General features: G+C 63.0%; 14 protein-coding genes. 2 read left to right on the top strand and 12 right to left on the bottom strand.

Annotation, left to right across the window (positions count from 1 at the left end; all coding sequences use genetic code 11):
• Positions 1–211 precede the first annotated feature (211 nt).
• The 10 genes from rpsJ to EXV95_RS18235 all read right to left on the bottom strand — a co-directional run bounded on the left by rpsJ (position 212) and on the right by EXV95_RS18235 (position 9494).
• The gene (gene rpsJ / locus EXV95_RS18280; protein ID WP_005796953.1) at positions 212–523 is read right to left on the bottom strand and encodes a 30S ribosomal protein S10; all 312 of its coding nucleotides are present in this window, start codon (positions 521–523) and stop codon (positions 212–214) included.
• Positions 524–549: 26 nt separating this feature from the next.
• Positions 550–1740, bottom strand: a complete 1191-nt coding sequence (gene tuf, locus EXV95_RS18275) for an elongation factor Tu (protein WP_056642984.1) — start codon at positions 1738–1740, stop codon at positions 550–552.
• Between the two features lie 222 nt (positions 1741–1962).
• Complete coding sequence (gene fusA, locus EXV95_RS18270; RefSeq protein WP_055401687.1) at positions 1963–4065, bottom strand: elongation factor G; 2103 nt, start codon at positions 4063–4065, stop codon at positions 1963–1965.
• A gap of 151 nt (positions 4066–4216) precedes the next feature.
• Positions 4217–4690: a 30S ribosomal protein S7 gene (rpsG, locus tag EXV95_RS18265; RefSeq protein ID WP_005798541.1), complete on the bottom strand. Its 474-nt coding sequence runs from the start codon at positions 4688–4690 to the stop codon at positions 4217–4219.
• Between the two features lie 170 nt (positions 4691–4860).
• On the bottom strand, positions 4861–5238 hold the full coding sequence (gene rpsL / locus EXV95_RS18260) for a 30S ribosomal protein S12 (protein ID WP_007851137.1): 378 nt from the start codon (positions 5236–5238) through the stop codon (positions 4861–4863).
• Positions 5239–5500: 262 nt separating this feature from the next.
• Positions 5501–6670, bottom strand: a complete 1170-nt coding sequence (locus tag EXV95_RS18255; RefSeq protein ID WP_176887947.1) for a D-alanyl-D-alanine carboxypeptidase family protein — start codon at positions 6668–6670, stop codon at positions 5501–5503.
• Positions 6671–6789: 119 nt separating this feature from the next.
• Positions 6790–7443 carry an alpha/beta hydrolase gene (locus tag EXV95_RS18250; RefSeq protein WP_121507827.1) on the bottom strand — a complete coding sequence of 218 codons (654 nt, stop codon included), beginning with the start codon at positions 7441–7443 and terminating at the stop codon, positions 6790–6792.
• 97 nt (positions 7444–7540) lie between these two features.
• On the bottom strand, positions 7541–7900 hold the full coding sequence (locus EXV95_RS18245; RefSeq protein ID WP_121507828.1) for a ferredoxin: 360 nt from the start codon (positions 7898–7900) through the stop codon (positions 7541–7543).
• Between the two features lie 55 nt (positions 7901–7955).
• A complete protein-coding gene (locus tag EXV95_RS18240; protein ID WP_176887946.1) occupies positions 7956–9053 on the bottom strand; it encodes a VanZ family protein in 1098 nt (365 codons plus the stop codon).
• A 12-nt stretch (positions 9054–9065) separates the two neighbouring features.
• Entirely contained in the window at positions 9066–9494 is a 429-nt protein-coding gene (locus tag EXV95_RS18235; protein WP_176887945.1) for a CopD family protein, read from the bottom strand.
• Between the two features lie 326 nt (positions 9495–9820).
• On the opposite strand from EXV95_RS18235, the gene hemB reads away from it, so the two are divergent.
• Entirely contained in the window at positions 9821–10828 is a 1008-nt protein-coding gene (gene hemB / locus EXV95_RS18230; protein WP_121421995.1) for a porphobilinogen synthase, read from the top strand.
• A 58-nt stretch (positions 10829–10886) separates the two neighbouring features.
• Complete coding sequence (locus EXV95_RS18225; RefSeq protein WP_121421994.1) at positions 10887–12017, top strand: magnesium transporter CorA family protein; 1131 nt, start codon at positions 10887–10889, stop codon at positions 12015–12017.
• A 74-nt stretch (positions 12018–12091) separates the two neighbouring features.
• On the opposite strand, the gene EXV95_RS18220 is transcribed toward EXV95_RS18225, so the two are convergent.
• Both EXV95_RS18220 and EXV95_RS18215 read right to left on the bottom strand, forming a co-directional pair.
• The gene (locus tag EXV95_RS18220) at positions 12092–13642 is read right to left on the bottom strand and encodes a tetratricopeptide repeat protein (protein WP_176887944.1); all 1551 of its coding nucleotides are present in this window, start codon (positions 13640–13642) and stop codon (positions 12092–12094) included.
• Between the two features lie 273 nt (positions 13643–13915).
• Positions 13916–14929, bottom strand: a complete 1014-nt coding sequence (locus tag EXV95_RS18215) for a porin (RefSeq protein WP_176887943.1) — start codon at positions 14927–14929, stop codon at positions 13916–13918.
• Positions 14930–14948: the final 19 nt, after the last annotated feature.

Here is a 14948-nt window from a genome sequence, read left to right as displayed (position 1 = left end):
CCGCCACAACTTCAATTGGCTGCAGCGTTTTCGCAAGCTCTCGCCCGCGTGTATGAAAGAAGGTTAATAAAACTCCGCCAATGCACACCTTTTAACAGGCGCAAATTGAGCGAAGCCCTAAAGTATAACGCGAACTGCTTTTTCAAGCAAGTTCGCGTTATTTCAGACACTGCAAGGCGGGCGGACCCACCTCACAACGGCCGTTGCTACATCACTGCAGCTTGATTTCGACGTCCACGCCAGCAGGCAGGTCGAGCTTCATCAGGGCGTCAACGGTCTTGTCCGTTGGGTCCACGATGTCCATCAGACGCTGGTGCGTGCGGATTTCGAGCTGGTCGCGGCTGGTCTTGTTGACGTGCGGCGAGCGCAGGATGTCGAAACGCTTCATGCGTGTCGGCAGGGGCACGGGACCCTTGACGATAGCGCCGGTGCGCTTGGCGGTATCAACGATCTCGGCAGCGGACTGGTCGATCAGCTTGTAGTCAAACGCCTTCAGGCGGATGCGGATTTTTTGCTTGGACATGGCAAGTTCCTTGTTCTGCTTATGAATTAAGCAATGATCTTGGCCACGACGCCAGCGCCCACGGTACGGCCGCCTTCGCGGATAGCGAAGCGCAGACCTTCTTCCATGGCGATGGGGTTGATCAGCTTCACAGTGATCGACACGTTGTCACCAGGCATGACCATTTCCTTGTCGGCTGGCAGCTCGATGGCGCCGGTCACGTCGGTCGTGCGGAAGTAGAACTGAGGGCGGTAGTTGTTGAAGAAGGGCGTGTGACGGCCGCCTTCGTCCTTGCTCAGAACATACACTTCAGCGGTGAAGTGGGTGTGGGGCTTGATCGAGCCGGGCTTGCACAGCACTTGGCCGCGCTCCACGTCTTCGCGCTTGGTGCCGCGCAGCAGCAGGCCGACGTTGTCGCCAGCTTGACCTTGGTCCAGCAGCTTGCGGAACATTTCCACGCCGGTGCAGATGGTCTTTTGCGTGTCGCGGATACCGACGATTTCGATTTCTTCGCCGACCTTGATGATGCCGCGCTCAACGCGACCGGTCACCACGGTGCCACGGCCGGAGATGGAGAACACATCTTCCACGGGCATCAGGAAGGCACCGTCCACAGCGCGCTCTGGCGTGGGGATGTAGGTGTCCAGCGCTTCGGCCAGCTTCATGATGGCTTCTTCACCCAGCTTGCCCTTGTCGCCTTCCAGGGCGAGCTTGGCGGAACCACGGATGATGGGGGTGTCGTCGCCTGGGAAGTCGTACTTGTCCAGGAGTTCGCGCACTTCCATTTCGACGAGTTCGAGCAGTTCTTCGTCGTCCACCATGTCGCACTTGTTCAGGAACACGATGATGTAAGGCACGCCCACTTGGCGAGCCAGCAGGATGTGCTCGCGGGTCTGGGGCATTGGGCCGTCAGCAGCGGAACAAACCAGGATAGCGCCGTCCATCTGGGCTGCGCCGGTGATCATGTTCTTCACATAGTCGGCGTGGCCAGGGCAGTCCACGTGAGCGTAGTGGCGGTTGGCCGTTTCGTATTCCACGTGGGCGGTGTTGATCGTGATACCGCGGGCCTTTTCTTCGGGCGCTGCGTCGATCTGGTCGTATGCCTTGGCTTCACCGCCGAACTTGGCGGACAGCACGGTAGCGATGGCTGCCGTCAGCGTCGTCTTGCCATGGTCCACGTGGCCGATTGTGCCCACGTTGACGTGAGGCTTGGTCCGTTCGAATTTACCTTTTGCCATTTTGAATCTCCAAAGAGCAATGCCTGTGTTGGGGTTTAACGTCTGCACCCGATTGCTGGTTCGTCCCGCACAGGGCAACAGGACGGCACCGGATCGCAGATTGCAAGAATTTTGCTACTGTTTTAATAGCTGCCAGCGCTTTATAGACAAGCGCTAGCAGCCAATTTGACTCAAAAACAAAGAGGAAAGGCCTGCCCAGGGCAGACCTTTCACTCGACGCGCTTACTTGGCGCGTGCAGCCATGATGGCTTCAGACACGTTGCGCGGTGCTTCGCTGTAGTGCTTGAATTCCATCGAGTACGTGGCGCGGCCTTGCGTCGCGGAGCGCAGCGAGGTCGAGTAGCCGAACATTTCGGACAGCGGCACTTCAGCGCGGATGGCCTTGCCACCGCCCGGGATGTCGTCCATGCCCTGGACCATGCCACGGCGGGAGGACAGGTCACCCATCACGGTACCAGCGTAGTCTTCCGGCGTTTCAACTTCCACGGCCATCATAGGCTCCAGAATGACCGGACCGGCCTTGCGGCAGCCTTCCTTGAAGCCGAAGATGGCAGCCATCTTGAACGCCAGTTCGTTCGAGTCCACATCGTGGTACGAACCGAAGTGCAGCGTGACCTTGACGTCCACCACGGGGTAGCCGGCCAGCACGCCTTGCGTGACGGCTTCGTTGATACCCTTTTCCACGGCCGGGATGAATTCGCGAGGAACCACACCGCCCTTGATCGCGTCGACGAACTCGATGCCCTTGCCGGCTTCGTTAGGTTCGATCTTGAGCACGACGTGGCCGTACTGGCCCTTACCGCCGGACTGACGCACGAACTTGCCTTCGGCTTCTTCCACCGTCTTGCGGATGGTTTCGCGGTAAGCAACCTGGGGCTTGCCCACGTTGGCTTCCACGCCGAACTCGCGCTTCATGCGGTCCACGATGATTTCCAGATGCAGCTCGCCCATGCCGGCGATCAGCGTCTGGCCCGATTCTTCGTCGGTCTTCACGCGGAAGGATGGATCTTCTGCAGCCAGGCGCTGCAGTGCGATGCCCATCTTTTCCTGGTCGGCCTTGGTCTTGGGTTCCACGGCCTGGGTGATCACAGGCTCAGGGAACACCATGCGCTCCAGAATGATCTGGGAGTCGATGTCGCTCAGCGTTTCACCGGTCGTCACGTCCTTCAGGCCCACGCAGGCAGCGATGTCGCCGGCACGGATTTCTTCGACTTCCTGGCGCTCGTTGGCGTGCATCTGCACGATACGGCCGATACGTTCCTTCTTGCCCTTGATGGGGTTGTAGACGGTATCGCCCTTGCTCAGAACGCCGGAGTACACACGCACGAAGGTCAGCTGGCCCACGAACGGGTCGGTCATCAGCTTGAATGCCAGGGCCGAGAACTTCTCGCTGTCGTCCGCCTTGCGGGTGACGGGGTTTTCGTCTTCATCGGTACCCGTCACGTCAGGGATGTCCGTCGGTGCTGGCAGGTAGTCGATCACGGCGTCCAGCATGCGCTGCACACCCTTGTTCTTGAACGCGGTGCCGCACAGCATCGGGTGGATTTCCGTGGCGATGGTGCGCGTACGCAGGCCGAACTTGATTTCAGCTTCGGAGAGGTCGCCCTCTTCCAGGTACTTGTTCATCAGCTCTTCGGAGGCTTCGGCAGCGGCTTCCACCATCTTCTCGCGCCATTCCTTGGCGGATGCGACCAGGTCGGCTGGAATTTCTTCGTAGGTGAACTTCATGCCCTGCGAGGCTTCATCCCACAGAATGGCCTTCATCTTCAGCAGATCGACCACGCCGGTGAACTTGTCTTCGGCGCCGATTGGGATCACCACTGGCACAGGGTTGGCCTTCAGGCGCAGCTTCATCTGCTCGTAGACCTTGAAGAAGTTGGCACCGGTACGGTCCATCTTGTTCACGAAGGCCAGGCGAGGCACCTTGTACTTGTTGGCTTGGCGCCAGACGGTTTCCGACTGGGGCTGCACGCCACCCACGGCGCAGTACACCATGCAGGCGCCGTCGAGCACGCGCATCGAACGTTCCACTTCGATCGTGAAGTCCACGTGACCAGGGGTGTCGATGATGTTGAAGCGATGCTCCTCGTAGGAGTTATCCATGCCCTTCCAGAAGCAGGTCGTGGCAGCCGAGGTGATCGTGATGCCGCGCTCTTGTTCCTGCTCCATCCAGTCCATGGTGGCAGCGCCGTCGTGCACTTCGCCAATCTTGTGGCTCACGCCCGTGTAGAACAGGATACGTTCGGTGGTCGTGGTCTTGCCAGCGTCAATGTGGGCCGAGATACCGATATTGCGGTAGCGCTCGATGGGAGTCTTGCGAGCCATGGTGGATCCTTGGATGGGTCGTGTTATTCAGGGGAAGGGCCCAGCATTGTGGCGCTGCGACCCGTCAATTTTGTGACCACCTCAATCGCCACAAGGCTGCAGGCAAAATTGCCGGCAGCCTTGCGCTTGGCGACGAGGGCAGTTCGTCGATTTAGAAGCGGAAGTGGCTGAATGCCTTGTTGGCTTCGGCCATGCGGTGCACTTCGTCACGCTTCTTCATGGCGCCGCCACGGCCTTCGGTGGCTTCCAGCAGTTCGTTGGCCAGGCGTTGGGCCATCGACTTCTCACCGCGCTTGCGGGCGGCTTCCTTGATCCAGCGCATGGACAGAGCCAGACGACGGACAGGGCGCACTTCCACAGGCACCTGGTAGTTGGCACCGCCCACGCGGCGGGACTTCACTTCGACCATGGGCTTCACGTTGTTGATGGCAACAGTGAAGGCTTCCAGCGGGTCCTTGTCAGGGTGCTTCTTCTCGATCAGTTCCAGAGCGCCATAAATGATGCGCTCTGCAACCGCCTTTTTGCCGCCTTCCATGATCACGTTCATGAATTTGGACAGCTCTACATTGCCGAACTTGGGATCCGGCAGGATTTCACGTTTGGGGACTTCGCGACGACGTGGCATTTTTTACCTCTATCTTTGCTTCAGTTGGCATCTTTTCAGACACCGCGAGAGCCAATCAAGGACTCCCACTTACTCGACCCGCGCAGAACACCTGCGTTTGGGGCCACTACGCTGCCTCACCGCGCCACGCGGGATACAGCACCGAAAATTCTTGTGCAAAAGCGCAGGACTTACTTTGCCTTGGGCTTCTTGGCACCGTACTTGGAGCGCGACTGCTTGCGGTCTTTCACGCCTTGCAAGTCGAGCGAACCACGCACGATGTGGTAACGCACACCGGGCAAGTCCTTGACACGACCGCCGCGAACCAGCACGACGCTGTGTTCTTGCAGGTTGTGGCCTTCACCGCCGATGTAGGAAATGACCTCAAAACCGTTGGTCAGGCGCACCTTGGCAACCTTACGCAGAGCGGAGTTAGGCTTCTTAGGCGTCGTGGTGTACACACGGGTGCACACGCCGCGGCGCTGGGGAGAGTTTTCCATCGCAGGGCTCTTGGACTTGATCTTTTCGACCTCGCGCCCCTGACGGACTAGTTGATTGATGGTTGGCATGAATACGTCCCTAAACGTAAAAAACGAAAACGTGAAACCCTTCGGAATTTCCGAAAAGCCTTCTAATGTAGCAGCAAGGCCCTGAACGGGCAAGCGCTACGCGGTTTTCCTTGAAAACCCAGGCTCAAGATGGAGACCAACAGCTGCCGAAAGCGCGCGGCCAAGCCAGAACCGCCGCGCTGGCGGTGCCCCCCCCTTTCTGAATGGCGCAGCCATTCGGAAAGGGGTGAAGACGCGGTAGCGCCGGAGGAGGATGTTCCAGCTACTTTATCCAGAGCCGGATGGCATCCCATGCACGGCCCAGGATGCCTGCCTGTTCCACGCCTTCCAGCGCGACCAGCGGCACTTCCGCCACAGCCTGTTCGCCCAAGAGTACCTTCAGGGAGCCCACAGACTGCCCCTTGGTGAACGGAGCAACCAGCGGGTCGGGGCGCGCAATCTGGGTGGTGATCTTGCCTGCACTGCCTGCGGGCACGGTGACCACGATGGCCTCATCACGACCGATCTTGAGGGTGTTTTCCGTGCCCTTCCAGACGGCGGGCGTGGCGACGGGCTTGCCGGCGTCAAACAGCTTGACGGCTTCAAACGCGGTATAGCCCCAGTTCAGCAGCTTCTGGCTTTCGTTGGCGCGCGCATTTTCGCTGGCAGCACCGAGCACGATAGACAGCAGGCGGCGCTGGCCCACGCCTGGGAATTCACGCTTGGACGTGGCCACCAGGCAGTAGCCTGCGGCTGCGGTGTGGCCGGTCTTGAGGCCGTCCACGGTCGGATCGCGGAACAGCAGGGAATTGCGATTGCTGCCGTTCGATGCAGGCGTGCCGGGGTAGCTGTACTGCTTGGTGGAGTAGTAGTGCATGTACTCCGGGAAATCCTTCATCAGGCGCGTGGCGAGAACGGACAGGTCGCGCGCCGTGGTGAGGTGGCCGGGCTCGGTCAGGCCTTCGGGGTTCTTGTAGCTGGTGCCGCTCATGCCCAGGGCCTTGGCCTGGTCGTTCATGAGCTTGACGAAGTTTTCGTACGTGCCGCCAACGCCCTCGGCCAGCGCTACCGTGGCATCGTTGCCGGACTGGACGATCATGCCCTTGATGAGGTCTTCCACCGGCACCTGCATCTTGGGGTCGATGAACATGCGCGAGCCGGGCATCTTCCAGGCGCGCACGCTCACGGGCAGCTTTTGGTCCAGGGTTATCTTCTTGGCGCGCAGCGCGTCAAACACCAGGTAGCCCGTCATGAGTTTGGTGAGCGAAGCCTGCTCCACCGGCGCGTCAATGTCCTTGGCGGCCAGCACCTGGTTGGCCGTGACGTCCACCAGCATATAAGTGCGCGCGGCAATTTCAGGAGGCTGGGGCGCCTGGGCATAGGCGCCGAAAGCGGCAGGGGCCACGGCGGCAAAGACGGCCAGGGATCGCAGCGCGGACAGGATTCGTTTCATGGGCAATAAGGGGCTGGAAGGGCTCGGAAAAGAGGAAAAAGAAACAGCAGAAACTGCTGGGAGGCGACCAGGAGGGGCGGGTTGAAGCCAACCCAAAGTCAGACGCAGGCTGGGGTGGCTCAGCCTCGCGATTGCAGGTGGCGCACCACCAGATTTTTCAGAAGCGGCAATTGTCCGTGAAAGAAATGCCCCCCTGCGGGAATGACTGTGACAGGCAGTATCTGGGGCCGCGCCCAGTCCATCACAGCGGCCAGCGGCACAGTGTCGTCGTGCTCGCCGTGCACGACCAGGGTGCGCAGATGGGCATCGGGCGGCACCGGGGCAACGGCAAAACGGCTGGCTGCCGTGCCCACCAGCACTGCCTGGTCCACGCGACCCTGCGGCCAGAGGGCGGCCAGCGCATGGCTGGTGACAAATGCGCCAAACGAGAATCCCGCCAGCGCAATCCGCTGACCAGCGGCAACGGGCGCCACCTGCTCCACCACTGCCAGCAGGTCCTGCAGCTCGCCCTGGCCTTCGTCGTACACGCCTTCGGTGCCGCCCACGCCGCGAAAATTGAAACGCACGGCTGTCCAGCCACACTGCACAAAGGCGCGCGCCAGCGTCTGCACCACCTTGTTGTCCATGGTGCCGCCAAACAGCGGATGGGGGTGGGCAATGATGGCCACGCCACGGGGCGCAGCAGCACCGTCGGCCAGCGCGGCAGCGTCACGCACGGCCTCGATGGCGCCTGCGGGGCCGGACAGGGTCAGGCGTTCGGTCTGGGCATTCACGGGTTTACTACCAATTTAATAGCTGCTAGCGCCTGATGGACAAGCGCTAGCAGCCAAAATCATTCAAGAAAAAACAACGAGACGGATGGAGGCGTATTCAGCGGCCAAGTTCCGCCGGTGTGACCAGGCGCTCCACCACCTGGCCGTTTTTCAGGTGCGATTCGACGATCTCGTCGATGTCGGCCGCGTCCACATAGGTGTACCAGGTGCCCTCGGGGTAGACCACCGCGACGGGGCCCGCCGCGCAGCGGTCCAGGCAGCCGGCCTTGTTCACGCGCACCTTGCCGGCCCCCGCCAGGCCTGCCGCCTTGACCTGGGCCTTGCAGCGGTCAAAACCCGCCTGGGCGTTGTGGTGGGCGCAGCTGTCCTCACCGTTGGTGCGTTCGTTCAGGCAGAAGAAGATGTGGCGCTGGTAGTAGCCGGGCACTGCGGCCGGTGCGGGGGTGGTGTCGCTCATGGCTGCATTTTACGAATCCACGCGTCCATGACGCCGTCGCGGCGCTGAATGCGACTCAGGAGGAGCCTTCCTTGCGCGACACCCGAAACACCACGTAGATCAACGTAGCGTAGGGCCACAGCCACCCCAGCCACTGGCCCAGGCCGTAAAAGCGGATGAACCGGCCCTGCTCCCAGATCTGCAGCGTCTGCGCAAAGTAGGCGCTGGTGGGCGCCTGGTTGAGCAGCGCCAGGTGCCAGACCAGGGCCACCAGCAGCACGGCAGCGCAGGCACGCCGGGGCAAGGCCAGCAGCAGTACCGCCAGCGCCAGCGCGCCCCACACTCCCACCCGCGTGGGCAGGCCCATCCATTCCCAGGCATGCACGGGGCCCCAGCTCAGGGCGGCCGACAGCGCGGTGAGCGTGACGCCCACGGCCACCACACCCAGGGCAAACAGCGCCCGCCGCCCCACATGGCGGATCACGCAGTAGCCCAGCAGGCACGGGGCCAGCAGGCCCAGCGTCACACACAGCAGCTCCCCACTGGGCGAGAGCGGGTCGAGCGCAGCCTCGCGCAGCGGCAGCCAGTCCAGAAACGGGGTGTCGGCCAGCACCTCGATGAGCGCCGCTTCCAGCCGCTCCAGCACCTGCCCCAGCCCGAACGGCACCGCCGCCGGGAACAGCAGCGCCAGCGGCCACAGCGCCAGCAGCACGATGGCGCCGCTGGCGTCCTGCACAAACCAGCGGCCCTTGAAATCGCTCCAGCGGTCGATGGCGCCCAGGCGCTCCAGCAGCGCGGCGCTCAGCGCCCCCGCCAGGGTGCCCGCCGCGTTGAGCAGCAAGTCCAGATTGGAGGGCACACGCCGGGGCAGGTAGATCTGCAGGAACTCCATGGCCAGTGACAGCAGCATGCCCACCAGCGTGGCCAGCAGCACCGCGCCCCGCCCCCAGCCCGAGCGCAGCATGGCCAGCACCAGCAGAAAACCCAGCGGGGCATACCCCACCACATTGGTGGCGATGTCAAAACCCGTCCAGTACGGCGGGGGCAGCGGCGCCAGCAGGAAGACCAGGGGGTCAATGCCCTGGGCGCGCCAGCCGTCAAACGGGAACAGGCTGGCAAAGACGATGAGCGCTGTATAGATCAGCGCGAGAGGCCAGGCGGAGGTCTTGGGCACCTGCGTGCGGGCCTAGAACGGCTTGACCACCACCAGCACCACGGCGGCCACCAGCATCAGCACTGGAGCCTCGTTGAACCAGCGGAACCACACATGGCTCCTGCGGCTGGTGCCGTCGGCCAGCTTGCGCAGCACCACGCTGCAGGCGTGGTGGTAGCCGATCACCAGCAGCACCACCGCAAGCTTGGCGTGCATCCAGCCATTGCCGGGGCCCCAGCCGATGCCGTAACCCATCCACAGCCACAGGCCCAGCGCCAGCGCAGGCACGGCCAGCAGCGTGGTAAAGCGAAAAAGCTTGCGTGCCATGAGCAGCAGGCGGTCGCGCTCGGCGGCTGAGCCCGGCGCCACCATCGCCAGATTGACGAAGATGCGCGGCAGATAGAAAAGGCCCGCAAACCAGCTGGCCACGAAGACGATGTGAAAGGCTTTGACCCAGAGCATGGGGGCAGTTTAAGGGCCTGTGCGGGCCACCCGAGGCCGCACCAAAAAAAAGCCCGGCAAATCCGCCGGGCCGGGAAAGCCTGTTTTGCATCGCTGCAACCCGAGGCCCCGCTCAGGGAGGGAAAGCGGGGGGCGGCAAGCCGCCCGGCGCCAATTTAGCACCGGGCATCGGGTGTTACAAGCGGCATTTCCAAGGTGAGAAGGCGTCGCAATGGTGTTTGAAACCGGCGCGCCCCATGCCAGTGCATCCGTGGATCCGGCTTCGCCGGTCCAGGGGGTGCGTCCCCCGAGGGAGCCGCGCAGCGGCTCAGGGAGATAATCTCGCGATGCACCTCCAAAGCCCCGCCCCCTTCCCCCAGAACCGCCCGCGCCGCCTGCGCCGCGATGCTTTTACCCGCAACCTGGTGCGCGAAAACGCTGTGACGCCGCACGACCTGATCTACCCCGTGTTTGTGCATGAAGGCAGCCAGCGCCGCGAGGCCGTGACCTCCATGCCCGGCGTGGACCGCCTGAGCCTGGACCTGTTGCTGCCCGTGGCCGAAGACTGCGTGAAGCTGGGCATTCCGGTTCTGGCGCTGTTCCCGGCGATCGACCCGTCGCTCAAGACGCCCGACGGTAAAGAGGCCCTGAACCCCGACGGCCTGATCCCGCGCGTGGTGCGGGCGCTGAAGAAAGAATTCCCCGGCTTGGGCGTGATGACCGACGTGGCACTGGACCCGTACACCAGCCACGGCCAGGACGGCGTGCTGGACGAGACCGGCTACATCATCAATGACGAGACGGTGGAGATCCTCACCGGCCAGGCGCTCACGCACGCCGAGGCGGGTGTGGACATCGTCGCGCCAAGCGACATGATGGACGGGCGCATCGGCGCCATCCGCGAGGCGCTGGAGGTGCAGGGCCATATCCACACCCGCATCATGGCCTACAGCGCCAAGTACGCCAGCGCCTTCTACGGTCCCTTTCGCGACGCCGTGGGCACACGTGGCGCCCTGGGCAAGGCCGACAAGAATGTTTACCAGATGGACCCCGGCAACAGCGACGAAGCCCTGCGCGAGGTGGCCATCGACATCGCCGAAGGCGCGGACATGGTGATGGTCAAGCCCGGCATGCCGTACCTGGACATCGTGCGGCGCGTGAAGGACGAGTTCAAGGTGCCCACCTTCGCCTACCAGGTCAGCGGCGAGTACGCCATGATCAAGGCCGCTGCCGCCAATGGCTGGCTGGACCACGACGCCGTGATGATGGAAAGCCTGCTGGCCTTCAAGCGCGCCGGTGCCGATGGCGTGCTGACCTACTTTGCGCGCGACGCGGCTCGTTTGCTAACAAAATAATAGCTACTAGCGCTTTATGGACAAGCGCTAGAGGCACTTTTCATTCAAAACCGGGGTCATGCGCATCTTCCACATCCACAACGGCGGCGTGCAGGAGCTGACCGCGTTGCCCGCTCAGATGCCCGCCCAGGGTTTTGTCTGGATCGCCTGCGGGCGCCCCGCCTTCCAGGCGCGGCTGGCCGAGATTCAGGCGCGCCTGCAAACCCTGGTGGGGCTGCAGCTGGTGGACCTGCACGTGTCCGACCTGCTCAACGCGCAGCTGCCCTCGCACTACGACTACACCTCGCAATATGACCTGCTGGTGTTTCGCCGCCTGGCCACCGCGCAGGGCGACACCGTCGACTCGCCCGTGGAAGGTGATAGCCCCGCCAGCCCACTCAAACGCAGCGGCCCACCGGTGCTGCGCCGCATCGACACCAGCCCGGTGGGGTTTGCGGTGTTCGACCAGCTGCTGCTGACCGTACACCCCGCAGACTGCGCAGTGCGCGACGCCTATGCGGCCCGTCTGCTGGCATCGCTACCCACCAGCAACGGCACCGAAGGCCGCAGCAGCCCCGTGCCCGGCGCCCGTGTGCCCGCCAGCCCGGCCGACCTGATGCTGCGCGTGGTGAACATGATGGTGGACCGCTATCTGGACCTGCGCCGCGAACTCACGCGCCAGCTCGACCACTGGCAAAACGAGCTGCTCAAGCCCCGGGCGCGGTATGTGAACTGGAGTTCGCTGCTGGAAGCACGGCTGGCCCTGCACAAGCTCGACGAGATCTGCGAAGACCAGCGCACCGCCGTGCAGGACTGGATCGATGCGCTGGAAACCTGGGCCTTGCCCGACACCCCGGCTGGCCTGCGCGAGCTGGACCTGCTCAAGGTGCGCAGCCGCGACGTGCTGGAGCACATCGAGCGCGTGGTGCACCACGTGCGGCGGCTGGAGCAGAGCACCGAAACCGCCGTGCAGATGCATTTCAGCGTGCAGAGCAACCGCACCAACGACATCATGCGCACGCTCACGGCGCTCACCGCCGTGTTCCTGCCGCTCAATCTGATAGCGGGCATCTTCGGCATGAACTTCGAGTTCTTGCCGCTCATCCACAAGGCCGATGGGTTCTGGTGGGCGTTGGGCTCGATGGTCTTCATCGCCCTGTCGCTGGTGATGCTGTTCTGGCGCAAGCGGTATCTGGCGAGGACGAGGTGACCGTGCTCGCGAGGGCACTCAGCTGACGAAGCTCTCCCAGCCAGACGTTCTTCGCACCAGAGTCCACGCAGCCGTCAACCCGCCAACGCCAGGGCCAGTGGTTGTCGTGCGCGAAAAGCCCATTTCGGCCCCAGACGGAAGGCCTCCAGCCTGCGCGAGGAAGCGGTAGCAAAAAAGAGGTCTTCGGACAAATGGAGGCGTTCAAATACCCGCCGCTGGCGCACCGAGCGGCGGCGCAGATCCCCCTCAAAGGCATTGCCGTCACCGCGCGATTGTTCGAACAATGCTGCCGCGCGCGCCAGGTTCTGCAGCGCCAGGGGCGTCAATGCCGGCACGGCACGCGGTGCGGACAAACGGGCCTGCGCGATAAACGGGTTTTGCCCCACCAGCAACCCCCAGGGCCGACGGCCCTCGACAGGGTCGACACTCAAGGCCTCCAGCTTGGTCAAACCGAAGTCGCGCGCCAGCGTCAGCCGCACGGCCAGCCAGGGATCGGCTTGACGCACTTGCTCAATCGCCTCGCGCGCCACGGATTCACTCCCCTGCAGCGGCAGTACCAGTGAGCCCAACAGGCGCTGCGCGTGCGCATCGCCCTGGTTGGCAGCGGCATGCAGCCACGCAATGGCCTGCTCCGACTCCACCACCGAGTTCGACGCGCGCAGTATCAAAGCCCCCAGCTTGCGCTGCGCCTCGGACTGCCCGGCCATTGCCGCTTTCTCCAGGAAGAAGCGGGCCATCTGCGGGTTGGATACCGACGAGCGGTGGTCTGCATGCGTCGCGTACAGGGCAAGCCATGCATCGTCCCGGCCCGCGTCAGCAGCGCGCAACAACAAGGCCACGCCTTTGCGCAGGTTCAGCGACGTGGCCAGCCGCGCTGGCGCCAGCGTGCCGCTGTCAATTCCGCAACGCGCACGGCCCAGCAGGCACGCAGCGTCCCGATCCCCGCGTACGACAGCCAGCTCCAGGCTGGCCTCAATCTGGTCAGGTGCCAGCCCGCGCAAGGAGTGTTTCTCGCGCTCGGCCCACAAGACCGCCGCCACGACCAGATCCGACAGGGCGTGTGTCAAGCGCGGCGCCACCATCAGCGCCACCCGCAGGCAATCGACCAGCAGGTCCAGTCCCCCTTCTTCACGCGCTTGGCGCGCAGCGATCACCGCGACCTGCACCACGTCCACTGCGGCGCTGGATTGGATCGATTCCACCATCGCCTCCAGGGCGCGGTCCGAGCGCGCGCCCTCCACGGCCGCAATGACCTGGCAGGCCTCGACGTGCCCGGCTGCGGCGGCGGTCTCCAGCCACGACTGCCCCGCCGTGACGGAGCTGCGCGTCAACGCCATCCACACGCCCAGCTTGAACTGCGCCAGCGGGCTGCCTGCAGCGGCGGCCTTGTGCAACGCATCTTCCTGCTTCAGTTCGAGCAGATCCTGCAGCGGCAAACTTTCTGCAATGGCACACGCGGTTTCGGGCAGCTCACGGACGCTGGGGTGTGAGAGGTACTCGATCCCCGTGGCCACATGGCGCGGGAAGCCATCGCCCCCCACCAAATAACGCCGGCCCGCTTTGCTACGGGCGGCGGGATCGCCCTGGCGGGCCAGGTTCAGCAATTGAATGTCTTGTCTGCGCATGCTCGGCTCTCTTCAATATGTGTTGCGGGGGTGGCACACCTGAGCGGCTTTTGGCACGCAAACTGGCAAACACCCCCTGCTTTGGACAGGTTTGAAGAATAGAAACGCACGCCTGACAGCGGGATTGCGCGTACATGACATCTCTGTAATGAACCGCCTGGCCTGCCCGCAACCCATGCAAAAAAGCCCGCATCCCCTGGGGGATGCGGGCCAATCGTTTACCTTGGAGACAATTGCCCATCGCAATGGGCAAGAGGAAGACCGCCTGGGGTCTTAGAACGTGTGGCGCAGGCCGATGTCCAGGCCCTTGGAGTTGTCACCCGCACTGGTCTTCGCACCGTTCAGTGCAAGCGCCGCGCCGTTCTTGTTCTTCAGGTACGCAAAGGTGGTGTACAGAGCGGTGCGCTTGGACAGGTTGTGCACGTACCCCACGGCAAACTTGTTCGCCTGCACATTGGTGTCCTGAACGCTGACGCGGGACCACGAAGCGCGAACCAGGCCAACGCTGCCCACGGGAGCCGTTGCGCCGATCATGTAGTGGCGAGCCTTCTCGTCGCGGGCCTTGGACTCATCCTGCCCAGCTTCAACCAGCAGCTTGGCCACACCGAAATCGTAAGAACCTCCGATGTTGGCATTCGTCACGTCGCCATACGCACCAAGGCTGGACACCGAGCCGTAGCTCACGCCCACATTGAGGGGGCCGTTTTCGTAGCCAGCGCGCAGGCCATAGCCGTTACCGTCGTTGGAGCCGTTGGCAGCCTCGCCACGGTAGTACTGCACCTGGCCAAAGAACCCACCCAGATTCCTGGGCGTGAAGTACGACACGGAATTGCTGGTGCGCGTCTGCATGGCATAGCCGTAGTTGCTGCCCAGCGAAGTCGTCTTCAGAAGAGCGCCGACGCCGTTGTCGCCGAATGCGTCATAGATGTTGTTGTAGGTCGCAGTGAAATCACGGCCCAGGCGAACTTCGCCCCAGAGGTCATCCATCAGGCTGATGGTCGAGCGACGGTTGAAGTTGAAGGTGTTGCCGACGCCAGTACCGTCGTCCAGGTTGTAACCGGCTTCCAGCCAGAAGCCAGCCTTCATGCCACCACCAAGATCTTCAATACCTCGGAAACCGAGGCGGTTGGAAGCCAGACCACCGCTGCCCACGCTGGTCCGGTTCGTCTCACTGCCGCGGCCCACCTGAACCGCCACGTCGGCCACGCCAAACAGCGTGACAGACGATTGTGCATAAGAGGTTGCGCTGATGGCTGCAAGCACAGCCAATGTGGCGAATTTTTTCATGGTCATCCTTGTTAAGTGG

Source organism: Acidovorax sp. JMULE5 (assembly GCF_013376875.1).
GTDB lineage: Bacteria > Pseudomonadota > Gammaproteobacteria > Burkholderiales > Burkholderiaceae_C > Acidovorax > Acidovorax facilis.
This window is presented reverse-complemented; position numbering and strand designations above follow the sequence as displayed.